Annotated in this window: 19 protein-coding genes; 8 read left to right on the forward strand and 11 right to left on the reverse strand. The window is 59.6% G+C overall.

The features are described from left to right. Nucleotides 1-74: 74 nt before the first annotated feature. On the forward strand, nt 75-1,679 hold the full coding sequence (gene pgm, locus WF513_RS04895) for a phosphoglucomutase (alpha-D-glucose-1,6-bisphosphate-dependent) (RefSeq protein ID WP_339083422.1): 1,605 nt from the start codon (nt 75-77) through the stop codon (nt 1,677-1,679). 127 nt (nt 1,680-1,806) lie between these two features. Then, nucleotides 1,807-1,965 (forward strand): DUF3309 family protein, encoded by a 159-nt coding sequence (locus tag WF513_RS04900; protein ID WP_339081969.1) that lies wholly within the window; start codon nt 1,807-1,809, stop codon nt 1,963-1,965. A 900-nt stretch (nt 1,966-2,865) separates the two neighbouring features. Here the strand turns inward: WF513_RS04900 and WF513_RS04905 are convergent. From WF513_RS04905 to dksA, 3 genes are all read right to left on the reverse strand, one after another. Beyond that, complete coding sequence (locus WF513_RS04905; RefSeq protein ID WP_339081971.1) at nt 2,866-11,391, reverse strand: glucoamylase family protein; 8,526 nt, start codon at nt 11,389-11,391, stop codon at nt 2,866-2,868. A gap of 315 nt (nt 11,392-11,706) precedes the next feature. Next, entirely contained in the window at nt 11,707-12,594 is an 888-nt protein-coding gene (gluQRS, locus tag WF513_RS04910) for a tRNA glutamyl-Q(34) synthetase GluQRS (protein ID WP_339081974.1), read from the reverse strand. Between the two features lie 63 nt (nt 12,595-12,657). Then, a complete protein-coding gene (gene dksA, locus WF513_RS04915; RefSeq protein WP_339081976.1) occupies nt 12,658-13,101 on the reverse strand; it encodes an RNA polymerase-binding protein DksA in 444 nt (147 codons plus the stop codon). Nucleotides 13,102-13,296: 195 nt separating this feature from the next. Between dksA and WF513_RS04920 the strand changes: the two genes are divergently transcribed. Then, nucleotides 13,297-14,478: a pyridoxal phosphate-dependent aminotransferase gene (locus WF513_RS04920; RefSeq protein WP_339081978.1), complete on the forward strand. Its 1,182-nt coding sequence runs from the start codon at nt 13,297-13,299 to the stop codon at nt 14,476-14,478. Then, nucleotides 14,468-15,175, forward strand: coding sequence for a DNA/RNA nuclease SfsA (gene sfsA, locus WF513_RS04925; protein WP_339081980.1), 708 nt, complete (start codon nt 14,468-14,470; stop codon nt 15,173-15,175). The genes WF513_RS04920 and sfsA overlap by 11 nt, the downstream gene beginning before the upstream one ends. 30 nt (nt 15,176-15,205) lie before the next feature. Here sfsA and cysZ read toward each other — a convergent pair whose 3' ends face one another. Then, entirely contained in the window at nt 15,206-15,934 is a 729-nt protein-coding gene (gene cysZ, locus WF513_RS04930) for a sulfate transporter CysZ (protein WP_339081982.1), read from the reverse strand. A 271-nt stretch (nt 15,935-16,205) separates the two neighbouring features. Between cysZ and trxB the strand changes: the two genes are divergently transcribed. After that, nucleotides 16,206-17,153, forward strand: coding sequence for a thioredoxin-disulfide reductase (gene trxB, locus WF513_RS04935; RefSeq protein WP_339081984.1), 948 nt, complete (start codon nt 16,206-16,208; stop codon nt 17,151-17,153). A 158-nt stretch (nt 17,154-17,311) separates the two neighbouring features. Here the strand turns inward: trxB and WF513_RS04940 are convergent, their stop codons facing one another. The 5 genes from WF513_RS04940 to folM all read right to left on the reverse strand — a co-directional run bounded on the left by WF513_RS04940 (nt 17,312) and on the right by folM (nt 19,740). After that, nucleotides 17,312-17,656 (reverse strand): HopJ type III effector protein, encoded by a 345-nt coding sequence (locus WF513_RS04940; protein WP_339081986.1) that lies wholly within the window; start codon nt 17,654-17,656, stop codon nt 17,312-17,314. Beyond that, nucleotides 17,656-17,946, reverse strand: coding sequence for a DUF1244 domain-containing protein (locus WF513_RS04945; protein ID WP_339081988.1), 291 nt, complete (start codon nt 17,944-17,946; stop codon nt 17,656-17,658). The genes WF513_RS04940 and WF513_RS04945 overlap by 1 nt, the downstream gene beginning before the upstream one ends. Nucleotides 17,947-18,074: 128 nt before the next feature. Further along, nucleotides 18,075-18,446, reverse strand: coding sequence for a dihydroneopterin triphosphate 2'-epimerase (folX, locus tag WF513_RS04950; protein ID WP_090244513.1), 372 nt, complete (start codon nt 18,444-18,446; stop codon nt 18,075-18,077). Then, a complete protein-coding gene (gene folE / locus WF513_RS04955; RefSeq protein ID WP_339081994.1) occupies nt 18,446-19,006 on the reverse strand; it encodes a GTP cyclohydrolase I FolE in 561 nt (186 codons plus the stop codon). The genes folX and folE overlap by 1 nt, the downstream gene beginning before the upstream one ends. Nucleotides 19,007-19,029: 23 nt before the next feature. After that, on the reverse strand, nt 19,030-19,740 hold the full coding sequence (folM, locus tag WF513_RS04960) for a dihydromonapterin reductase (protein WP_339081996.1): 711 nt from the start codon (nt 19,738-19,740) through the stop codon (nt 19,030-19,032). 262 nt (nt 19,741-20,002) lie between these two features. Here folM and WF513_RS04965 point away from each other — a divergent pair, with 262 nt between their 5' ends. Next, a complete protein-coding gene (locus WF513_RS04965; RefSeq protein WP_339081999.1) occupies nt 20,003-20,299 on the forward strand; it encodes a DUF6482 family protein in 297 nt (98 codons plus the stop codon). Between the two features lie 5 nt (nt 20,300-20,304). On the opposite strand, the gene WF513_RS04970 is transcribed toward WF513_RS04965, so the two are convergent. Continuing rightward, a complete protein-coding gene (locus tag WF513_RS04970) occupies nt 20,305-20,727 on the reverse strand; it encodes a DUF393 domain-containing protein (RefSeq protein ID WP_339082001.1) in 423 nt (140 codons plus the stop codon). A gap of 91 nt (nt 20,728-20,818) precedes the next feature. On the opposite strand from WF513_RS04970, the gene WF513_RS04975 reads away from it, so the two are divergent. Both WF513_RS04975 and WF513_RS04980 read left to right on the forward strand, forming a co-directional pair. Then, complete coding sequence (locus WF513_RS04975; protein ID WP_339082003.1) at nt 20,819-21,772, forward strand: MerR family transcriptional regulator; 954 nt, start codon at nt 20,819-20,821, stop codon at nt 21,770-21,772. A gap of 206 nt (nt 21,773-21,978) precedes the next feature. Next, nucleotides 21,979-23,757: an acyl-CoA dehydrogenase C-terminal domain-containing protein gene (locus tag WF513_RS04980; protein WP_339082005.1), complete on the forward strand. Its 1,779-nt coding sequence runs from the start codon at nt 21,979-21,981 to the stop codon at nt 23,755-23,757. Nucleotides 23,758-23,955: 198 nt separating this feature from the next. Here the strand turns inward: WF513_RS04980 and WF513_RS04985 are convergent, their stop codons facing one another. Further along, nucleotides 23,956-24,579, reverse strand: a complete 624-nt coding sequence (locus WF513_RS04985; RefSeq protein ID WP_339082008.1) for a PilZ domain-containing protein — start codon at nt 24,577-24,579, stop codon at nt 23,956-23,958. Between the last annotated feature and the right edge of the window lie 6 nt (nt 24,580-24,585).

Consider the following 24,585-nt stretch of genomic DNA (forward strand, 5'->3'; position numbering starts at 1 on the left):
TGCCGTGCGATTATCTGGAGTTTGCTGTGAGCCCGCGTATTCACCCTTTGGCCGGTCAGCCGGCACCTGTTTCGATGTTGACCGATATCAGCGCCTTGCTGGCTGCCTATTACGACTTGCAACCCGACCTCAGTGTGCCCAGCCACCGCGTGGCCTTCGGCACCTCGGGGCATCGCGGCAGCTCGCTGGCGTGCAGCTTCAATGAGGCGCACGTGCTGGCTATCAGCCAAGCGATTTGCGATCACCGGGCAGCGCAGGGCATCAGCGGGCCGCTGTTTATCGGCGCGGACACCCACGCGTTGTCGCAGCCGGCGCTGGACAGCGCGATTGAAGTGCTGGCAGCTAATGGCGTGCAGACGATGATCTCTGCTGCTGGCGAGTTCACCCCGACGCCTGCGATCAGTCAGGCCATTTTGGTGCACAACCAAGGCCGCAGCAGCGCGCTGGCCGATGGCATCGTGATTACTCCCTCGCACAACCCACCGGACAGCGGCGGTTTTAAGTACAACCCCACCAATGGTGGCCCAGCCGACAGCGACATCACCACCTGGGTGCAGAACCGTGCCAATGCCTTGCTTGAAGACGGCCTGCGTGAGGTCAAGCGCATGCCCCTGGCGCAGGCACGCCAGGCCGCCAATGTGCAGGAATACGATTACCTCAGCGCGTATGTGCATGATCTGGGTAATGTCATCGACTTTGCCCCGATCCGTGCGACAGGCCTGCGCCTGGGCGTCGACCCGCTGGGTGGCGCTGGGGTGCATTACTGGGCACGGATCGCCGAGCAGTATGGCCTCAATCTGCATGTGGTCAGCCAGACCATTGATCCACAGTTCGCCTTTATGAGCCTGGATTGGGATGGGCAGATCCGCATGGACCCATCCTCCAGCCACGCGATGCAGCGCCTGATCGGCCTGAAAAATGGCTACGACATCGCGTTTGCCTGCGATACCGACTACGACCGCCACGGCATCGTCGCGCCGAGTGTCGGCTTATTGCCGGCCAACCATTACCTCAGTGTGGCCATCGATTACCTGTTTCAGCATCGCCCGCAGTGGAGCGCCAACGCGGCCGTAGGTAAAACCTTGGTCAGCAGCGCGATGATCGACCGCGTCAGTGCACGTCTAGGTCGGCCGTTGCTGGAAGTGCCTGTGGGATTTAAGTGGTTTGCCAGCGGTTTGTTCGACGGCACCTTAGGCTTTGGCGGTGAAGAAAGCGCCGGCGCGACCTTCTTGCGCCGCGATGGCCGGGTTTGGACCACTGATAAAGACGGCATCGCCCTGGCGCTGTTAGGCGCAGAAATGACCGCCGTGACGGGTCGAGACCCGGGCGAGTTGTATCAAGGCTTGAGTGATGAGTTCGGTGCGATCTACGCCGACCGCGTCGACGCCCCCGCCAACACTGCGCAGAAAAAAGCACTCAGCAGACTCTCGCCTGCGCAGATCAGCAGCCGTGAACTGGCTGGCGACGTCATCACCCAAGTGCTCGATAAAGCCCCGGGCAATGATGCTGCGGTGGGTGGCATCAAGGTCATCAGCGAAGGCGGCTGGTTCGCCGCGCGGCCGTCGGGTACCGAAGATATCTATAAAATCTACGCCGAGAGCTTTCGCGATCCTGCGCACCTGCAACGCATTTTTAGCGAGGCACAGCACATTGTGGATGGGGCGTTAGCAACCCAATAACCAATGCTCCTTGGTTCGATAGCGCACCGACAGCAGCCACTGCAGCGCACAGGATGATGCAACGCTTGGGTGCCATCTCGGCACCTGATATTCCGGCGTGCTGCAGTGACTCATCAAGGAGAACGCCATGAGCCTGGGTACCATTTTATTGATCGTGCTGGTGCTGTTATTGATCGGCGCCATACCGGCTTGGCCGCACAGCAAAAACTGGGGTTACGGGCCCACCGGTGGTTTAGGTGTGGTGGTGATTGTGCTGGTCGTGCTGCTGTTACTGGGGCGCATCTAGCCGGCTGGTAAAAGCCGAACCACTGGCTAGCTACTTTGTGCAGTAGATAGCGCGCTTCACAGACCTACAGCGGTTGGTTTACCCACCAATTACGTCGGTGCCGAGCGCAGCGAAGCCCAACAGGCAATAACAGGCTTGTTGGGCTTCGTCGTTTCATTCCTCAGCACCGCTTGATCACGGCTCGCCAGCCAGCATACGTAAGGTGGGTTAGGCATATACCGCGCATGAATCGCGGCTGCGTTATGGGCTGCGCCGTAACCCACCATCGGTGCTCTGCCGATTAGCGGTTGGAGGGTTACGCGGCGTGCAAAATGGGCGGTGAATCGGCCAACAGGTTCTTGCGCCGCTAACCCACCCTACGGGGTACAAGCCAACCAACGCAGCTTGCGAATCAAGTATCTGCGCAAATGCCACGCTGCTTTTGTAGGGTGGGTTAGGCGCATACCGCGCATGAATGGCGGCTGCGTTATGGGCTGCGCCGTAACCCACCATCGGTGCTCTGCCGATTAACGCTTGGTGGGTTACGCGGCGCGCAGAGTGGGCGGTGAATCGGCCAACAGGTTATTGCGCCGCTAACCCACCCTACGGGGTACAAGCCAACCAACGCAGCGTGCGAATCAAGTATCTGCGCAAATGCCACGCTGCTTTTGTAGGGTGGGTTAGGCGCATACCGCGCATGAATGGCGGCTGCGTTATGGGCTGCGCCGTAACCCACCATCGGTGCTCTGCCGATTAACGCTTGGTGGGTTACGCGGCGCGCAGAGTGGGCGGTGAATCGGCCAACAGGTTATTGCGCCGCTAACCCACCCTACGGGTACAAGCATCCTACGGGGTATAAGCCCCCTACGGGTTTGATCAAGGCGTCCTATGCGATGCGGTTCTGCCGCGCATCACCTCGCGCTACATCTCCACGCGCAGTTGATGCGCGGCGCCGTCTAATGGCACTTTGATTTGTCCTTCCAGGCAATCGATTGGTTGCTCGTCCAGCCAGGCATGGCGGATGCCTTGGCCGTGTTGTGCTGGGTTGCTCAGCTCGATCTGGTACTGGCTATCGCCCAAGGTTATGTGCGCGGTAAAGCCTGGCCAATCGTTGGGTATACAGGGCTTGAGCAGCAGCCAGTCGCCTTCGCGGCTGATGCCGAGGATGCCCTCAACGCCGGCGCGGTACATCCAACCCGCTGCGCCGGTGTACCAGGTCCAGCCGCCACGGCCGATATGTGGCGCTACCGCATACACGTCAGCGGCGAGCACGTAGGGTTCGACTTTGTAACGCTGGCAGGCCTCAGGGCTGTTGCCGTGGTTGATCGGGTTGACCAGGTCAAACAATGCAAACGCCTGTTTGCCTGAGCCGAGTTTGCAATACGCCAAAATTGCCCACATCGCCGCGTGGCTGTATTGCCCACCGTTTTCGCGCAGGCCGGGCGGGTAGCCTTTGATATAACCAGGCTCCAGCGGGGTTTTGTCGAAGGGTGGGGTGAACAGCAGGGCGACACCGTCGTCTTCGCGCACTAACTGGCGCTGCAATGAGGCCATGGCCATGTTTGCGCGCACCGGGTCAGCCGCCTCAGACAATACCGCCCAGGACTGGGCAATTGAGTCAATCTGGCACTCCGTGTTCTGCGCAGAGCCGAGCCAGGTGCCGTCATCAAACGTGGCGCGGCGGTACCACTGGCCATCCCAGGCATGCGCCTCCAGTGCTGTACGCAGTTGGGCGGCGTGCGCCTGCCAGCGCACCGCGCGGGCGCTGTCATGCACCTCGGCGTAGGGCGCAAACAGGGCGATGGTGCGTAGCAGCAGCCAGCCCAACCAGACGCTTTGGCCTTTGCCGTGTTCGCCGACGCGATTCATGCCGTCGTTCCAGTCGCCGCCGCCCATCAGCGGCAGCCCCAGTTCGCCGGTCAGGGCCACGCATTGGTCGAGGCCACGGGCGCAGTGCTCAAACAGCGAGGCGGGCGCATCCGCTTGCATGGGCTGGAAGAAGGCATCGTGCTCGCCTGCTGCCAATAACGGCCCTTCAAGAAAATCCACGGGCTCATCGAGAATCCCTGTATCCGCCGTGCTCTGAATATATTGCGCAGTGGCGTAGGCCAGCCACACGCGGTCATCGGAAATGCGCGTGCGCACCCCTTGACCGGAATGCGGCAGCCACCAGTGCTGCACATCGCCTTCAACAAACTGGCGGCTGGCGGCGCGCAGAATATGCCGGCGGGTCATGTCTGGTCTGGCGAACGTCAGGGCCATGCCGTCTTGCAACTGGTCGCGAAAACCATAGGCGCCGCTGGCTTGATAAAACGCCGAGCGCGCCCACACGCGGCACGCCAAGGTTTGGTAGAGCAGCCAGCCGTTAAGCATGATGTCCATGGCGCGGCTTGGGGTGTGCACCTGTACCGCGCCTAGGACGTGCTGCCAATGTGCTTGCACTTCAGCCAATACCGCGTCCAGATCAGCCTGGCGATAGCGCTCAACCAACGCGCTGGCGTCTTGCTCGCTGGCGCATTGGCCGAGTAACCAGAGCACTTCGGTGCTTTCTCCGGGTTGCAGTTCCAGCTGGCATTGCAGCGCGGTGCAGGGGTCGAGGCCAGCGCCCAGGCGGCCGCTTAATGCGCTTTGCCGGGCTAATGCAGCGGGTTCGGCAAGGCTGCCGTTGCGGCCAATAAACTCACAGCGGTCGGCCGTCCAGCTGCTCTGCTGGCCGCCCAAGTCGCTGAAAGCGCTGCGCCCGGCGAAGGCGATGCTCCACGGGTTGCGCACCAGAATAGCGCCGGTGGCGGCGTCTTGGCGGCTGATAATATACGGCGCGCTGGCTGCCCGTGTAGTGCCCAACACCCATTCGGCGTAGGCGCTGACGCTCAACCGCCGTGGTCGGTCGGAGAGGTTGCGTAGGGTCAGCCGAGAAATTTTGATTGGGTCATGCAGCGGCACATATTGCAGCAACTGCATACCAATGCCGCCGGCCTGGTGGCTAAAGCGGCTGTAACCAAAACCATGACGGGCTTCGTAGTGGCCGCTGTCGCGCAGCGGTTGGGCGGTGGGGCTGTAGAGCGCCAAGCTGTCTTCGTCGCGCACATACAGGGCTTCGCCGGGTGGGTCGCTGACCGGGTCGTTGGACCACGGCGTGAGCTGGTTTTCCCGGCTGTTGTCGGCCCAGGTGTAGCCGCTGCCTTCGGCTGAAACGTGAAAACCAAACTGCGGATTGGCGATCACGTTGATCCACGGCGCCGGGGTGTTGCTCCAGGCGTTTAAGCGCACCACATACTCGCGGCCATCGAGATCAAAGCCGCCCAAGCCGTTGGCAAACTCCAGCATGTCGGGCACTGGTTGGGTGCGTTGCACGCTGATGTGCTGCGGGTTGTGATTGCCGCTGCTGGCGGGTACGGGCGCGGTGATGGGCTGAATCCGCGCCAGTTGTTCAGCGACAGGCCCGCGATGCGCCACCAACAGCACCCGCGCCACTGCTTGAAGGCGCTCACGAAATTCAGCGCTGAGCAGGTCGGCGCGCAACACAAACACCGAGCCTTGCGCCAGTTCGGTGGCAAAGGCTGGGCGTGACTGGCTGCTGCGCACCGCGGTTTCAATGGCGATCTGTAAATCCTGCAGGTAGGAGGAGGCGTGCTCATTGATGATCACCAAGTCCACAGCCAAGCGTTTCATCCGCCAGTATTCGTGGGCGCGCAGCAGTTGCCGCACTTGGGCGATGTCTTCGGCATCGGCAATGCGCAGCAGGACAATCGGCAAGTCGCCCGATATCCCCTGCGGCCATAAGCCCGCTTGGCTGCCAAGGCCGCGCAGCAAGCTGGCCGCCGGCGCGCGAAAACGCCCATCGGAAAACAGGATAGGCGCGGCCAAGCGCTGGAAGTCAGCGGCCTCGGCGGCGTGCATGTCCAGGTGGCGTAATTCCACCTGCGCTTGGGTCCAGGCTAAGGTTTTCGCCCGCTCAAAAGCGCTGCGGTCGTGGTGCTTGTCGATCAGGTCAAGCAGCGCTTCACGGGACGGCGCGACCAGCGTCCAAAACGCCACGCGGGCGATTTTGCCCGGGCCGACCAGCACGCGTTGACGCAGCGAGAAGATGGGGTCGAGCACGGTGCCGACGGTATTAGACAAGGGCAAGCCTTGGCGAATCACCGCTGCGGCATGCAGCGCGCAACTGCGCCCAAGAAAGCGCGCGCGGTCAGATTCATACTGTGGCGCGGCGCTTAACTCACCTTCAACCACAGCAAAGTGCGCCGCCCATAAAGGCTGTTCGCCGGCGGCGCGCGGCCGGCGGGTGGCAATCAATGCGGCAAACGCGGGCAGGTATTCGGTGACCACAAATAACTTGGAGAACGCCGGGTGGGCGTTGTCGCTGGCGGGGCTGGCCAGCACCAATTCGGCGTAGGAAGTCAGTTCGATTTCCCGCGCGACCCGGCCGCTGTTGGTCAGGGATACGCGGCGCACTTCGCCGTCGTCTTCACCGGAAACGAGGATTTCCAGGGCGGTGCTGAGGTTGCCGTCCTGGCGGCTGTAGCTGGCGTAGTCCTCGGCGAATACCACCTCGTTGTAGGGCATGTTGTCGCTGGGTTGCGCTCCGATGGACCAGCGGCTGTCGTTCTGCGTGTCCCAGAGGAAGATAAATGAGCCGTATTGGTCGCGGGTGGTGTCTTCTTGCCAGCGGGTGATGGCGATGTCGCGCCAGCGGCTGTAGCCGGCGCCGCTGGCGGTAAGCATTACGCTGTAGCGACCGTTACTGAGCAGGTGAGTGATCGGCGGGTTGCCGTTGACGTGGTTGAGCCGGCGTTCGCTGGGCTGGGCGTAATCACCTGCTGCGGCGCAGGCGCTGACTTCCTCGGCGCGTGGGTGGGCGACGGCGACATTGCGCGGCATGCGTTCTTGCAGCAACAGTTCGCAGGCTTTAATCATCGGCTCGCGGTGGAAACGTTCGCGCATCTGCGCGCCATGCAGGGTGTTGGCGATGGCGACGATGCTCATGCCTTGGTGGTGGGCCATAAAGTTGCGCACGATGGCGAAGGGCTGACCCTCCGGCAGGCGTGTCGGGGTGAAGTCCAGTGCTTCGTAGTAGCCATAACGGCCCAGTGCGCCCATCTCGGCCAAGCGTTGGTAGTTGGCCAGCGCGGCGTGCGGGTCGACCATGGTGGCCAGCCCGGTGGCATAAGGGGCAATCACCCGGTTGGCCGATAAGCCGCGTTTAAGGCCCAAGCCGGGTACGCCGAAGTTCGAATATTGGTAAGTCAGCTCCAGATCGCGGGCGTTGTAAGCGGATTCAGAAATACCCCAAGGGATGCCGAGTGCCTTGCCGTAATCGGCCTGACGAGCCACCACTAAACGGTTGGTTTGTTCCAGCAGGCTGCCGGCCGGAGCACGCATAACCAGCGAGGGCATCAGGTATTCGAACATCGAGCCGGACCATGAAATCAGCGCTGAGCCATTTCCCAGGGGCGTTGCGGTGCGGCCCAAGCGGAACCAGTGGCGGGTGCTGACATCGCCCTTGGCGATGGCAAACAGGCTGGCCAGCCGTGCTTCGGAAGCGAGCAGGTCGTAGCAGCTGCTGTCCAAACTGTTGTCGCTCAGGCAGAAACCGATCGACAACAGTTTGCGTTCGGGCTCCAGCAGAAAGGCGAAATCCATGGCCAACGCCATGCCCCGCGCGTGCTCGGCCACGGCGCGTAAGGTGCCGTGTAAACGCGTGCGTTCAGCGTCGCTCAACTGCGCGTCATGCTGCAGGTCGGTCATGGCTTGAGTTAACGCCTGCAGCCAAAACAGCAGGTCGGCGGTCTCGTGGTCGTGGTCCTGTGGGTTATGGCTACCAGCCAGTTGAGCGGCTTTATCACTCAGGCGCAGCAAGCTGGGCAGCAGGCTGGCCAGGGGTTGCGGGCCTTTCAGGTCAGCCTCGATTTGCTGCAGCAATTCATCTAGCTGCTGGCCGCGTTCACTGCCGCTTAACGGCAGATCAGCCAAGGCGACGCTGGCCAGTTGCAGGTTATCGAGCACGCCTTCGCGAGCATCTTTACTGACTGGGGCTGTGAGCCATTCTTCACACGCATTGGCGACCACCAGCAGGTGCCCGGCCAGGTTGCCGCTGTCCACCGAGGAGACGTAAGCGGGCGGCAGCGGACGTAAATCTTGGGTGTCATACCAGTTGAAGAAGTGCCCGCGATGGCGTTGCAGTTGCTCCATCACCGTCAACGTTGCTTGCAAGCGTGCGAGGCTACGTTGGGTGCCGATCCAGCCGAAATCACGGGCCGCGATGGTGCACAGCAGGTACAGGCCCATATTGGTCGGTGAGGTGCGATGGGCAATCACCGGTTTGGGATCTTCTTGAAAGTTATCCGGTGGCAGTTGGTTGTCGGCAGCGCCCACGAAGGTTTCAAAGAAGCGCCATGTGCGCCGGGCAATCAGGCGCAATTCAGTGGTTTGTGCAGGGTTGACCTGCAAGCGCTTGGCCGCACGCGGCGAGCGGCTGACCAGCAGGGCAATGGTGGGCGCACTTAGCCAAAGCAGGGCGAAGGGCAGCACCAGCGGCCAGATGGCCGGCGACCAGGCTTGCGAAAATATTAGGGCCAGGCCGCACAGCAGCAAACCGAGCAAGGTGCCGCCGGCCATGCCACGGTAGAACCCGAGTAATTTCAGGCGTGGGCTGATCGCGGTTTGCGCGGCGGTGGTCCATTCCAACAGGTGCCGGCGGCTGATCAGCAGGCGGAATAGGGTACGGCTGATGGCATCGAGCATGCGCCCGCTCTGGTCAGCGAGAAAGGTCAGGGTTAGCGCACTTTGCAGCAGGGCCAGCAGCAGGTCATCGCGCAACTTGGTCAGGTGGCTGCGCCAGCGAATACCGGCGCGCGCAGGCAGCAAGCCAAAGCACAGTGGCAGTAGGGCCGGGATCAGCAGGCTGGCGACCAGCAATAGGCTGGCGGTCAGCGCGGCGGGCAGCGGCAGCAGCCAGCTCACGGCCAGCGCCGCGAGTGTGGCCGGAGCTAATACGGAGCGACGCAAGTTATCCAGCATCTTCCAGCGGCCAATAGTCGGCAGCGCACGAGCGCCGTTGAATGGCCAAATAATCCACGGCAGCAACTGCCAGTCACCTCGGGTCCAGCGGTGCTGGCGTTTACCCGCGACGTCGTAGCGTGAGGGAAATTCTTCAACCACTTCAACATCTGAGGCCAAACCGGCGCGGGCGAAAACGCCTTCAAACAGGTCATGGCTGAGCATGCTGTTGTCCGCTACGCGGCCGGCTAGCGCAGCCTCGAAGGCATCGATGTCGTAGATGCCTTTGCCGGTGAAAGAGCCTTCACCGAAGAGGTCTTGGTACACATCAGAAACAGCAGCGGCGTAGGGGTCCATGCCGCCGGGGCTGGAGAAGACTTTTTGATACAACGAGCCTTCGCGCTGCAGCGGCAATGACGGAGTGACCCGTGGCTGCAAAATCGCATAACCGCCGATCACCCGTTGCAGCTGCTGACTAAAGCGCGGCCGATTCAGTGGGTGGGCCATTTTACCGATCAGGCGCAGGGCCGTGTCACGTGGCAGACGGGTGTCGGCATCTAGGGTGATGACATAGCGCACATCGGTTGGGACGCGCTGGCTTAGCCCCGGGACTGGGATAAAGCGGGTGTCCTCGGCGCCGCGCAGCAGGCGGTTGAGTTCATGCAGCTTGCCGCGTTTACGCTCCCAGCCCATCCAGACATTTTCGCTGGGGTTGAACTGGCGGCGGCGGTGCAGCAGTAAAAAGCGACTGCCCGCCACGCCTGGGCCATAGCGCAGGTTGAGTTGGGTAATGGCGTGGCTGGCCAGTTGCAGCAAGGCGGCGTCGCCGGGCAGGTGTTCTTGCGCGGCATCCAGGCCATCGGTGAGCAGGGCAAAGGTCAAGTCGCCGCCTTGACCGGACAGGTGATGGACTTCCAAACGTTCGATCTGCTCCAGCAAATCGGCCTCGCTGGCCAGCAGGGTGGGCACGGCAATTAGCGTGCGCAGGTGGCTGGGCACGCCGTCTATCAGCTCTAAACCGGGTAAACCCATGGCGCCGAAGTTGGCACTGACTGCGCGGTTGACCATCGCGGTGGCCACTTCACTGGCCGGCAAAAAGCCCAGCAAGCCAAGCGCCAGCAACCAGCCGCCACTGACGCCTTTGTCGGCCAACAGCAACAGGGCCAAGCCGAGCAGCAAACAGGCCAAGCTGACGATGGCGCCGACGTAACCGGGCATGCCGAGGCGCAGGTGCATACGGCTTATACGCAGGCGCAGCGGTGGGCGAAAATTGATGCGTTGTTCCAGCGCTCGCCGGCCTTCAGCAATCAGGTGGTAGCCGGGGTCGCTGAGGCGCGGGTCGTCATCATCGGCGTGGCTGGCATGCGCGTGTTGCGCAGCCTTTAGGGCGTGGTCAGCCACGTCCAGTTCGCTGCAAGCGCTGCCGCGAGCCAGTTGCTCGATGGCGCTACGGTATTGGTTGCGGGTGGCAAAATCCATTGCGGCAAAGTCGCTGCCCGTGGCCAGGCGGGCATCCACTAGGCTGACGCTCTCAAACAGCTGGGCCCAGTCGATGGACGAAATCAGGCGCATGCTGTTGATGATATTGCGCACCGTCAGGTTGGATGCGCCCTGGCGTTGCTGCGCATGTTGCACCACCGCATCAATGCTGCTGCCTTGGGCGCTCAGGTGTTCGCTGAGCCAGCCCAGTGCCGGTGTGGTCAATGGATCATGGTCACGCAGGCGTTTGGCCAGTTGTGCGGCGAAGGGCTCGCTCAGCGGTAAGCGTGCGCGGGCGAGCAATTCTTTATCGGCCAGCGTTGGCGCCGCACTTTTATCCAGCAGGCGACTGGCGAACGCGTCAGCGTCCTCACGCGCGCTGCGCCCAGCGCTAATTTGGTCGGCAAGGCGGCGCAGGTTCTCGATCAGCACAATGCGCAGGGTGATCGCCACAGCCCACAGTTCGCCAATGGTCAGTGGCTGCACCTGTTGGTAGGCAATGAGATAACCCTGCAAAATTTCCGGGTCAAAGTGGCTGTCAGTGTGGGCAATAAAAGCCCAGGTCAAGCCCAGTACTCGCGGGTAGCCGGCAAACGGCCCAGTGGCCAGTTTCGGCAACTGGCGGTAATAGCCAGGCGGCAGGTCATCACGAATTTCGCGGATCTGCTCTTCCACCAAATGGTAGTTATCCAGCAGCCATTCCGCTGCGGGCACCACGGCATGCCCCTTGGCCAGCTCAGCAGCGCTGGCGCGGTAAGCGGCCAGCAAGACCTTGGCATTGTCCTTGAGGCGTCGGTGCAGCGACTGCACGGCGGGCGGCTTGGGCGTGACCTTTTGTGCGGCCGCCAAGGTGGCGGCGTGTTGTTCAAGGCGTTCGATGCCAAACAGTTCTTCGCGCACCGGGGCGTGATCACGCCATGGCGAAGGGGCAGCATTGGGACGAAATAGAGCGGTGAAGACTGAGGTCATGGGGCGCGGTTCCAGCCATCATTGGCATGCGCGACGGGCATCGAGGTACGAAACCCATCTGAGAGACCGCGACAGCGGACCTACGAAGTTATGGTTGCCGTGCCCCTACTGCTTCGTTGTGCGTGCTTTGCCTGTTAGCCAACAGGCAAAGCCTAGGTGCCTCAGTGGTGAGGCTAAAGCTGCACCCCCGTGAAGAATGCTGTCGCAGCATTGCTGCACCCTACAGCAGAGGCCTCGCGGCCTCTGTTCGTTAGCCGACATAGGCGCATATGCGCCGCTGAGGAAGGTGCCTACAGTCTCGCCCGCTGCGGTTGTTTACAGCAGTTGGGCTTCTGCCAGGGTCAGGCTGCGCGGTATACGCGCAGCGTCCCAATGCTGGCTGGCCCAGCGCAGCAGCTCGGCGGGCGTGGCGTAATCGGCGCCGTCTGGCACCTGTTGGCCAAGGGCGCGCAGGGCGCGCATCAGTACTGTGGTGGCTTGGTCGGCGGGCAATGGCGGTGAGCGGTAAGTTTTGCCGAGCTTATGGCCATCTGGCTGGGTGATCAGCGGTACGTGCAGGTAGCGCGGCTGCGGCAAGCCCAGCAGTTCTTGCAGGTAAAGTTGGCGCGGGGTGGAATCAAGCAAGTCAGCCCCGCGCACCACATCGGTGATGCCCTGCCAGGCATCGTCGAGCACCACCGCCAGTTGGTAGGCGTACAAACCGTCGCGCCGGCGAATCACAAAATCACCCACCTCACGGCCTAAGTGCTGGCGGTAATCACCCTGCACCCGGTCGATAAAGTGATAGGTCAGCTCGGGTACGCGTAAACGAATCGCTGCATCGGCAAAACCATGGCCGGCATTGCGGCAGGTGCCGGGGTAAATGCCTTGGCTGTCTGCCAGTTGTTTGCGCGAGCAGGTGCAGGCGTAGCCCAGGCCTTGGCTGAGCAACCGTTCGACTAACGCTGCATATTCGCTTTGGCGGCTGCTCTGGCGCACCAGTTCGCCGTCCCATTCGAAGCCATAGCATTCTAGGGTGCTGAGAATGGCGTGCTGCGCACCGGCGACTTCCCGGGGAGGGTCGAGGTCTTCCATGCGCAACAGCCAGCGGCCGTTTACGGCGCGTGCGTCCAAGTAGGACGCGAGGGCTGCGACCAGAGAACCGAAATGCAGATAGCCGCTGGGCGTGGGGGCGAAGCGGCCGGTATAGGCAGGTGTGTTCACTGGTAATCGCACACACAGGAAGACAGAAACAACAGAGGGTGCCGAAGCACCCTCTGGGTTAGGTCAGGAACCGACCTGTTTTTCTTTGATTTCCGCCAGTGTTTTGCAATCAATGCAAAGTGTGGCGGTGGGGCGGGCTTCAAGTCGGCGGATGCCGATTTCAACGCCGCACGAATCGCACCAGCCGTAATCGTTGTCCTCGATCAGCTGCATGGTCTGGTCAATTTTCTTGATCAGCTTACGCTCGCGATCACGGGCACGCAGTTCAAGGCTGAATTCTTCTTCCTGGCTTGCACGATCCGCTGGGTCTGGGAAGTTAGCGGCTTCGTCCTGCATGTGGTGCACAGTGCGATCAACTTCCTGCATCAACTCCAGCTTCCACTTATTGAGGATGCCGGTGAAGTGGGCACGCATCGGTGCACCCATGTATTCCTCACCCTTTGATTCTTTGTAGGGCTCGAAACCGCGGATCAACTGGCTGCTTTTTGCTTTTGCTTTGGTGGGCATGGATGACCGCCTCTCACTCTTCTAATCCACTGCGCAGGACGGTGTCCCTTGCCGATCCTACGTCGCGTAGAACTGGCCCTGCGGCTATAAAGCGGGCGAACTTACCAGAACAACTCCCCCTGCGCTACTCCCGGTTGTCGACGCTGCGCTGGTTTGCTTTAGAATCCGCCTCTAAATTCAGACCAAGGCGGCCCCATGGCTCAGTCCTACAGTGCGCGCAGCCGCGCCATAGAACCTTTTCACGTGATGGCGTTGTTGGCCCGCGCCAATCAATTGCAGGCTGACGGCCATGATGTCATCCACCTGGAAATCGGCGAGCCAGACTTCACCACAGCCGCGCCGATCGTTGCCGCCGGGCAAGCCGCCTTGGCCAATGGCCATACCCGTTACACGGCCGCACGCGGCTTGCCGGCCCTGCGCGAAGCGATTACCGGCTTTTACGCCGAGCGTTACCGGCTGAGTATCGATCCCGAGCGCATCCTGATTACCCCCGGCGGCTCCGGTGCGTTGCTGCTGGCCACCAGTTTGCTGGTCGACCCTGGCAAGCATTGGTTGCTGGCTGACCCGGGCTACCCCTGTAACCGCCACTTTTTGCGTTTAGTTGAAGGGGCCGCGCAGCTGGTGCCGGTGGGGCCCGAGGTGCGTTACCAGCTGACGCCCGGCCTGATCGAGCGTTATTGGGACAAAGACAGCGTCGGTGCGTTGGTAGCATCCCCGGCCAACCCGACCGGCACGCTACTCAGTCGCGATGAGTTAGCCGGCTTGTCACAGGCGTTAAAAGCCCGCGGCGGGCACTTGGTGGTGGATGAGATTTACCACGGACTGACCTACGGGGTGGACGCGGCCAGCGTGCTGGAAGTGGACGATGAGGCCTTCGTACTCAACAGTTTCTCCAAGTATTTCGGCATGACCGGCTGGCGTCTTGGCTGGTTAGTGGCGCCGCCGGCGGCTGTGCCGGAGTTGGAGAAACTGGCGCAGAACCTTTATATCAGCGCGCCGACTATGGCCCAGCACGCGGCGTTGGCTTGTTTTCAGCCGCAGACATTGGACATCCTTGAACAGCGCCGCCATGAGTTTCAGCGGCGTCGTGATTTCCTGTTGCCGGCGTTGCGTGATTTGGGCTTCAAGATTGCCGTGGAGCCGGAAGGCGCTTTCTACTTATATGCCGACATCAGCGCCTTTGGCGGCGATGCCTTTGCCTTTTGCCAGCATTTTCTCGAAACCGAGCACGTGGCTTTTACGCCCGGCTTGGATTTCGGCCGCTACTTAGCCACTCAGCATGTACGGTTTTCGTACACCCAAGATTTACCGCGCCTGCAACAGGCGGTTGAGCGCATTGCCCATGGCCTAAACACTTGGAAGCCCCATGCGCTTTGATCCGCCATTAGAAGAAGGGCGCCTGCTGCGCCGCTACAAGCGCTTTCTCGCCGATATCGAGACCGCCGGCGGCGAGTTGCTGACCATTCACTGTGCCAACACCGGCTCGATGCTCAATTGCATGCACGACGGTGCAAAGGTCTGGTTTAGCCGCAGCAACGACCCCAAACGTAAGCTGCCGGGTACGTGGGAAATCGGCGAAACCCCTCACGGCCGTTTAGCGATGCTCAATACCGGGCGCGCTAATGCCCTGGTCGAAGAGGCGTTACGCGCCGGGCTGATTACCGAGCTGAACGGCTTTACCAGCCTCAAGCGCGAGGTACCGTATGGCCAAGAGCGCAGCCGTATCGACTTTCGCCTGGACTACCCGACAGGTGCGGCGTTTGTCGAAGTTAAGAGCGTGACCCTGGGGTTTGAGGGCATTCGCGTTGCCGCCTTTCCTGATGCGCGCACGGAGCGTGGCAGCAAACACCTGCGCGAACTGGCTGCACTGGCCCGTGAGGGGATTCGTGCGGTGCAGCTGTATTGCGTCAACCTCAGCGACATTGATGCGGTGCGCCCAGCCGTAGAAATCGACCCAGCCTATGCCGCCGCCCTGCATGAAGCCTTGAGCGCAGGCGTTGAAGTGCTGGCCTATGGCGCGGCGATCAGCGCGCAAGAAGTGCGGCTGATCAAACGCTTAGAGGTGTTGCTTTAAGCGCCACTGCTTTATAGCGGGTGGGCGCTGTTAGCCGCGCTCACGCACCCAGAACACCGTCGCACCGGCAACCGCCGCTGGCATCATCAGGATATTCAGCCCCGGCACCAACAACGCTGCGTAGGTGATGCCGCCAAACCCAAGGCTCTGCCAACGTTTCTCGCGCAGCCAGGCGAGCATGTCCTGCCAGCTCATCTTGTTGTTATCGGCGGGGTAGTCGATGTATTGGATGGCCATCATCCATACGCCGAACAGCAGCCACAGTGGCGCGGCGATGATGTTGAGTACCGGGATAAAGGTCAAAATCAGCAAAGCAATGGCGCGCGGCAGGAAGTAGCCCAATTTGCGCATTTCGCGGCCCAGGGTACGCGGCACCATGGCCGTCAGTTCAGCCCAGCTGAAGGGCGGGAAATCATCCTGACCACGCACCACCACTTCGACTTTCTCCGCGAGAAAGCCGTTAAAAGGCGCGGCGATGATATTGGCCAGCAAGGTGAAGGTGAAAAACACCATCAATAGCACCAACACCACAAACAGTGGCCATAGCACATATTCAAGAAAGCTTAGCCAGCTCGGCAGGCTAGGCATAAAGGTCTCAACCCAGCCGCCAAACTGCTGCATGGACAGGCTAATCAGCCCAACAAACAGAATCAGGTTGATGCACAGGGGTAAGAGCACAAACAGGCGTAAGCCGGGGCTTAGGACCAGCTTCAGGCCTTGGCTTAGGTACTGTGGGCCGGTCAGCACGGGAGCAGACATGGTGGGGGTCTCCGCGAGGGTTGAAAGTCGCGCCGACCTTACCGGCTTTGTGCTGTAGGCGATAGCGTCTGCAATGGGCGCTAACGATTGCGTTGCAGTCGTCATAGGGCTTGCCTATGCGGTGCATTGGTAAAGCATATTTCCGCTGCGCAGCCGCGAGGCATAGCCTGCTCGGCACCGACCTTTATGCCTTTTGTGGGGCTTCCAGCCTTATTACCTCCCCTTGGTTATTGTGGAAGCCTCCTTTTATGACTGCTTGTAGGAGTTGCTGATGTCTGCTGATCGTCATGCTCGCGTGATCATTCTAGGTTCCGGCCCAGCCGGGTATAGCGCGGCGGTGTATGCCGCACGGGCCAATCTGAAACCGTTGCTGATCACCGGGTTGCAGGCGGGTGGTCAATTAACCACCACCACTGAGGTGGATAACTGGCCCGGCGATGTTCACGGCCTGACGGGCCCGGCGCTGATGCAGCGCATGCAAGAGCATGCCGAGCGTTTTGAAACCGAGATTGTTTTTGACCACATCAATGCCGTGGACCTGGCGGGTAAGGTCTTTACCTTGGTGGGCGACAGCGGCACTTACAGCTGCGATGCGTTGATTATCGCCACCGGCGCCAGCGCTCGTTATCTGGGTTTACCCAGTGAACAGGCCTTTATGGGCAAAGGTGTTTCAGCGTGTGCCACCTGCGACGGCTTCTTTTACCGCAACCGCCCGGTGGCAGTGGTCGGCGGTGGTAACACGGCGGTGGAGGAGGCCCTGTATTTAGCTAATATCGCCAGCACGGTGACCTTGATTCACCGCCGCGAGAGCTTTCGCGCCGAAAAAATCCTGCAAGACAAACTGCAAGCGCGCATCGCCGAAGGCAAGATCATCCTTAAGCTCAATGCCGAAGTGGACCAAGTGCTGGGTGACAACATGGGCGTGACCGGTGTGCAGGTGAGAAATAACGATGGCAGCGTCGACCAGCTAACGGTTGATGGCCTGTTTGTCGCCATTGGCCATACGCCCAATACTTCGTTATTTGACGGGCAACTGGCGCTTAAGGATGGCTATTTGGTGGTCAATGGCGGGCGCGATGGCAACGCCACGGCCACCAGCATAGCGGGCGTATTTGCTGCAGGCGATGTAGCCGACCACGTCTATCGCCAAGCCATTACCTCAGCTGGGGCTGGCTGCATGGCGGCGCTGGATGTTGAGCGTTATCTCGACGACCAGTAATGCCGAGCGCGGCAAATGCTTGGGCTAATAGACTAAGGCCGAACTGCCTATTGGCATTGCTTGATGCAATGCCTAGGGCTTTTGTAGCCCGGATACCATCCGGGCTATGCAGCCAAGACCGCTATTTGCAACGGCTCAGGTCGGCAACGCCAAGGCGCTCAAATGCTGTTGCGCTGCAGGGGCGTTTGCGCAAAGCGTACGCCGGCCAAGCCAGTGTCCATTAATGCGCGGATATTGCCGTGGTCCTTGCCTGTTGGGTTGGCCAACACGCTGCGGTAATGCTCGCCAAAGCACTGCAGGGTTTCTTCCACGCTCAAGCCTTCAAGCAAGGCCAAGCCAAGGGTTTTGCACGAACCTTCGTTCTGCCCGGCAGCGCTTTCTACTTGGCCATTGCTAAAGGCACGGGGCTGGTACTGATAGTGCTCAGCGATAAACGCCAGTGTCTCAGCGAAGGTAAAGCGTTCGCTGTGCAATTTGGCGCGAAAGTCGCTCAAGGCACTCATCAGTGTTTACCTTGGTTAAAGGCGGCCTGCTGATCGGCGCTGGCTTCCTTCTGGTACTGAGCCTTCCAGTCCGCGTAAGGCATGCCATAAACCTCCTCGCGTGCTTCATCGAGGGTAACAGTGACGCCGCTGTCATCGGCGGCCGCTTTAAACCACTTGGATAAGCAGTTGCGGCAAAAGCCGCTGAGGTTCATCAGGTCGATATTCTGCACATCCGTTCGTTCGCGCAGGTGCTGGACCAAGCGACGAAAAGCGGCGGCTTCAAGTTCGAGGCGTTGTTGATCATTCATGGCGATGCTCTCTGGGCAGGCAGGGGAGGAGGGGCCGTGGTGGCGATGATAGAAGCATGCCTGCCTGGCGGCAACGGCCCCGGCGCAGGGCGCGCCGGGATTAACTCAGGGCTAGAAACTAGCAGGCATCAACGGTGACCGGCGAGGGTGATTGACACCGACTCGGCAAAGCGCAGGGCGTGCAGTTTGTCCACTTCCACTTCGGCATAACGCACGGCGGCGTTGACCATGACCAGATCAAGAATCTCTTGAGTCATGCGCTCCAGCAGAGCAAAGCGATTTTCTTCAACGTGGCGAATAACCGCTTTAGTGATGGTGCGGTAATTCAGTGCGTGGTCAATGTCGTTATCGCGCACGGCATCGGCAACCGGATAAAGAATGGTCAAGTTGATCAACACGTCCTGCTTATTGTTGATCTCCTCTTCTTTAATGCCAATGTAGGTGCGCAGGCGCAAGTCCTTGACGCGAATACGCGCCATTCCAGGTTCCAGTCGCGGCATTACTTACCTCGTCCGATCAGTTGCAAGAATTCGTGGCGGGTGTTGCACGACTCGCGGAAGGCACCGAGCATCACCGAGGAAGTCATCACCGAGTTCTGCTTTTCCACGCCGCGCATCATCATGCACATGTGTTTGGCTTCAATGACCACCGCAACGCCAGCAGCATTAGTTACCTGCTGGACCGCGTCGGCGATTTGCTTGGTGAGGTTCTCTTGGATCTGCAGGCGGCGAGCAAACATATCAACGATACGTGCCACTTTTGACAGGCCCAATACCTTGCCGGTAGGGATGTAAGCCACATGCGCTTTGCCAATAAACGGCAGGATGTGGTGCTCGCACAGCGAATACAGCTCGATGTCGCGGACGATCACCATCTCGTCGTTATCCGACTCAAACAGCGCGCCGTTGACGACTTCGTCCAAGCTCTTGTGGTAGCCGTTGCACAGGTACTGCATGGCTTTGGCTGCGCGCTTGGGCGTGTCGAGCAGGCCTTCGCGTTCAGGGTTTTCACCAACACCTAGGAGAATTTCGCGGTAGTGATTAGGCAGTTCAGTGTTCATTGCAAAGGTCCTCGCGGCCATATTCATTTGAGATGACGGCCGCCGTTGACAGTCAGTGTAGTTCCGGTGACATAATTGTTATCAAGCAGGTAACGCAGGCTTTGGTAAATCACCAAGGGCCCGGGCTCGATGCCCAGTGCCGACTTGTTCAAGGTTTTCTTACGGTAGTCAGCGTCATCGTCCGGGTTGAACATAATCAACGCAGGGGCAATGCCGTTCACTTTAATGTGCGGTGCGAAGCGTGCGGCAAATGACAAGGTGAGGCTGTCCAGCCCGGCTTTGCTGGCGCTGTAGGCGGGGCGATTAGCACTGCCTTTGCGCGCAACGTCATCACTGATATGGATGATGTCCGCCGGTGTAGAGCGTGCCAGTAATGCTTGGCAATGCAGATTGATCAAGTACGGCGCAAGCATGTGCACGTTAAACATCTGGGCGAACACGGCAGCTTCTTCACCCGCTGCTTCAACCATCCAGTCGGATGCGTTATGCACGATGGCGCGCAGGCTGTCAGTGTGGCTCTTTAACGTTTCAATAAAAGCCAGAATCCCGGCTTCGTTGGAAAAGTCAGCCTGTATGGCGATTGCGCCACGCTGCCTGAGGTGCTCAATGATTTCGCGCTCCGTACGGTAAGTCACGATCAGTGCATGGCCGTCATCGAGCAGCCGTTCGGCGCAGAACAGACCAATGCGCTGACTGGCTCCGGTGATCAAGATAGGAACAGCGTTAGCGCTCATGGTCGGCTCAACAGAAAAATAAGGTGGGTTCAGCGACGCTGCGCCGGGATACCTGACCAGTAAGACGCGGCCTCGACTGAACCGGTATTAAAGTTATACCAGCGGCAGCATTTGTACAACCATGCGGCCTGTATGGGTACTGCGTTATTTGCACGGTTTTCGCCTATTCCATTGAGCTGCATGGCTATTTTCGGCAAATACAGACTGAATAAAATTATTTATATCGTGTACAAGATAGGTTTTCTTGTACAGGTATGGGCGCATGAAGCCTTGGCAGTTGAGCATTGCAATGCTGTGTGGGCAGGTAAACCGGGTTGAGGTGCTGGCGCTGCGCTCGTGCGGTTACCGGGTGCGGGTGGTTACTCAGACTAAAGGTGTGCTCACCTTGGACTATGCGCCGAGGCGTCCGCAGTGGCCCGGGCTGTCGCTGCTAAAAGCGCGGTTACGCCGTTGCGGGGTACGACGGGTACTTTTACTGCAGCCGGAAAGCCACGATGAAATCATCGGCCGCCCTGAGCTGCTCGCGCCCGACCCTGGCCTGTGGTTGCCGCTGGTTTGATCCACTCAGCGCGGTGGCTTGATCTCGCACTGATCGTCTTTGCAACGTTTGCTGGCATCCGGATGCGGCAACCACGTGAGGTGCGGGCGTAGCCAGCAGAACAACCGATAACCCAGCTCCAATAGCGGGCGCAGTGCCGGCCATGTCAGTGGTGCAGCCCAGCGGTCCATGCCGGCGGCGCGCCAGCTCCATAATGTGGCATCCAGGCCAGTGACCCATTGCCCGTCAGCAAAGTGAGCATGCAGGCGGTTTTGCAGGGTTTCCTTGGAATGGCCGGTGCTCTCGACCTGAAAGTCACTCAAGCTGATATCAACAAGGCTTAAGCGCTCGCTGCTGGCGCGTTTGCGCAGCAGTTGAATTTCGCGCGCACACAGCGGGCAGTCGCCGTCGTAATAGAGCGTCAATGGCCAGTTAGGTTGCTTAATCATGGTCTTAACCTTTGTATAAGTTTTGTACAAAGTATGCGTTAAGTAGCTGAGTTACAATGCGCGCAACATTTTTTCTGTGATGCCGCCCGCCATGTCCGATCTCATTGGTGCTTCGTTTCCCGTAACGTGTGCCCTCAGGCAGGAAGAGCTATTTCCTATTCGTGAGGTCGCGCGCCTGACCGGCGTGAACCCGGTCACCCTGCGTGCGTGGGAGCGGCGCTACGGGCTTATTCAGCCGACTCGAACTGACAGCGGTCATCGCCTATATTCGCAAGTCGACATTGAGTCAGTGCGCAGTATTCTGGCGTGGATCGAGCGCGGCGTAGCGGTGAGCAAAGTCGGCAAAATCCTGGCTAAAAGCAGCTTAATTAAAGCTGCCAGCTCCCCCGTTTATGAAGAAGTCAGCGCTAGTGAGTGGGGTGAGTGGCAGGCTCAGCTGCGCACCGCAATCAGTGCCTTCGACGAGCTGCGATTAGACCGTTTGTATGGCCAGATATTCTCCAGTTACCCGCTGCCTGTAGTGTTTCAGGACATTCTGATGCCGCTCTGGCAAGAGTTACTGCTGCGTCAGGATGAATTCGGCCAGACCAGCGAGTGGTTGTTGTTTGACACTTTTTTACGCGCCCGCACCCTGCAACGCCTGCAGGTATCGCGTGGGCACGTCGAGGAGCGCGTGTTGCTGGCCGCCTTGCCTGGCCATTGCCGTGAGCTTGAACTGCTGGTGGCGGGTTTGTTGCTCAGCAGTGCCAATACCGCGGTCAGCGTGCTTGGCTTGGGCCAGCCGCTTGAAGAGCTGACCCTGGTCTGCGGAAAAATGCAGCCCCAAGCGCTGGTGCTGTTTTCCAATCAGCCGCCCAGTGATGACTTGCCCAAGCTGTTGTCACGCCTGGCGCTGTCGCTGGATTGCTCGCTGGTGCTGGCCGGTGACGGTGCTGACCTGGCAGAAGAAAGCCTTAGCGGTTCACCGATTGCCTGCCTGGGCAACGAAGGGCGTTTGATGCAGCGTCGCCTGCAGCAGTTTCTTGCTGGGCACCTAGACACCTGATCCTGTCTCCTGACTGCTCCTAAAAAACCCGTCTTGCGGAGCAATGGCGGCGTATTCGTGTGGCTGTAATTTGTCGCTGATTTCATTTAGTTGTACATCCTGTACAACTATTGCTTGCCATTCGAGTCGTTAGGCTATACAAAAGCTGTACATTATTTTGATGTGTATAGCTTGCTCTCACTTGTACAGCTCGAGGACTGAGTACCATGGCCCAATACCGCGCACCCCTCCGTGACATGCGTTTCGTTTTCGACGAGGTGCTCGACGCCTACACCACCCTGAAGACGCTGCCAACTCAACGTGAGTTTGGCGACGATCTGGGTGGCGCAATTTTGGAGGAAGCCGCCAAGCTTGCGGAAAACGTACTGTCTCCATTAAACGCATCAGGCGACAAGCAAGGCTGCCACTTCGACCCGGTAACCAAGACAGTCAAGGCGCCGGATGGTTTTCGCGCGGCCTACAAGCAGTTTGCTGAGGGCGGCTGGACCGCCTTGGCATGTACCCCTGAGTTCGGTGGTCAGGGTCTGCCGTCTGTGCTGAACATGATGGTTGAGGAAATGGTCTGTTCAGCCAACTTGTCCTTGGGTATGTATCCCGGCCTCACGCATGGCGCCATCAACGCCCTGACCGCTCACGGTGCACGTGAGCTGCAGGAACGTTACCTGCCAAAACTTATCAGCGGCGAGTGGACGGGCACCATGTGCTTGACTGAGCCACAGTGCGGCACTGACCTAAGCCTGATCCGCACCCGCGCTGTGCCGCAAGCAGATGGTAGTTACGCTGTCACCGGTACCAAGATCTGGATCACCGGCGGCGAGCACGACTTGGCTGACAACATTCTGCACTTGGTTTTGGCCAAGCTGCCGGATGCGCCAGACAGCGTAAAAGGTATCTCTCTGTTTCTGGTGCCGAAAATTCTTGAAGACGGTAGCCGTAACCCAGCGTTCTGCGGCGGCTTGGAACACAAAATGGGCATCAAAGGCTCCGCTACCTGCGTGATGAATTTTGAAGGTGCGCAAGGCTGGCTGATTGGTGAGCCGAACAAAGGCCTCAAGTGCATGTTCACCATGATGAACTCCGCACGCCTGATGGTAGGCATGCAGGGCCTTGGCATTGCTGAAGGCGCCTATCAAATCAGCTTGGGTTTTGCCAAAGAGCGTCTACAGAGTCGCTCGTTGTCGGGCCCGAAAGCGGCAGACAAACCCGCTGATCCGATCATCGTGCACCCCGATGTGCGGCGCATGTTGCTGCGTCAGAAAGTCATGATTGAAGGATCTCGTGCTCTGGCCTACTTCACCGGCCTGCATGAAGACGTCGCCCACGACCATGAAGACGCTGCCGTGCGCGAGCAGGCTGATGATTTAGTGCAGTTGTTGACCCCGGTGGTGAAGTCATTCTTGACCGATGAAGGCTTTAATTGTGCCAACGAAGGCCTGCAGGTCTTGGGTGGCTCAGGCTATACCGAAGATTGGGGCATCGAGCAGCTGGTTCGTGACTCCCGCATCACCCGTATTTACGAAGGCACTAACGGTATTCAGGCGCTTGACCTGGTCGGGCGCAAGCTGGGCTTAGGTGGCGGCCGTGCAGTGCGCAACTTCTTTGCGTTAGTTGAAGGTTGGCTCAAAGACAACGCTGGTGAAGACCATGTTGCGGCAGTGGGTGCTGCACTCAAGCAACTGCAGCAGGCCACCCTGTGGGTCGCCAGCGAAGGGATGAAGGACCCTGAGCAAGCCGGCGCTGCTGCTACGCCTTACCTGCGTTTGTTTGCGTTGACGAGCCTGGCATGGATGTGGGCGCGCATGGCTGCTGTGGCCAAGGCCAAATTGGCTGCCGGTAGCAGCGAAACAGCATTCTATGGTGCCAAGCTGAAGTCGGCTGACTTCTACATGGCGCGCATCTTGACTGAAACCGACAGCTTGCTGGCTGAAGTGAAGGCCGGCAAAGCAACACTAATGGCATTCAGCGACGAGGAATTCGCCGCTTAATACGACTGCGCAATCCGATGGTCAGTCTTCCGCCCTTTTCGACTGTCGGATTTTTTTATCCCTGTTGCAGGAGTCTCTCCTGCACTTTAGGCCCGCTGCGATTGCGGGTCTTTTTTTGCCTGCAGTTTATGCAGGCGTTAAGCCAGTCTGTGTGTATCCGCGATTAGCGTGCAGCATGGCGCCACCCTTGAGCGTGAGCTAAGTATTTTTGTGGGCCGCGTTTGACCGTTGCTCTTGCAGGCGATGTTGCTGGTAGATGAACGCACGCAATAGCTCACCGCTTTGTGAGTCAAGCGCATTCAGTTGGTAGGCCAGCAGGCCGTCAGCGGTTTCGCGGACAAAAACCCCAGTTAAAGCAATGGCGGTGTGCTCGTTCAGCGCCAGCAGCAGATTAAAGCGCTTGGGCGCTTTGTACTGCGCTTGATGCTCAATCAGTGCGCCATTCATCGACAGTTGGTGAATCAATAGGTTGCTGGGTTTTGCGTTACGCATCTGCAGGCGCAGGGGTTCGGGCAGGGGTGAGCGCCAGGCGCGGTCTATTTCACCCTCATCGAAAATATGCGGTGCACTGAGTTGCAGGTTTGGGAGGCTTTTCCCGCTCTGACTAAGGTGCAGGTCAAAGGTCAGGCGCTGGTTGGCGATGTGCGCGTGCAGGCTCAACTGTTGATTGGCCGTACAGTTGGAAAGCAGTTCGCTGAGTTGCTGACCAATAATATTATTTGTCTGCGGGCGCGGTTCGCTGAGCGGCTCAGTCGTTACGGGGCCGTTCAATTGGCGAATAAAGGCCAGTTCTGCTGGGGTCAGGAGTGCCTGTTCTTGCATGGGAGC

This window comes from Pseudomonas sp. TMP9 (assembly GCF_037943105.1).
In the GTDB taxonomy this organism is placed as follows: Bacteria; Pseudomonadota; Gammaproteobacteria; order Pseudomonadales; family Pseudomonadaceae; genus Aquipseudomonas.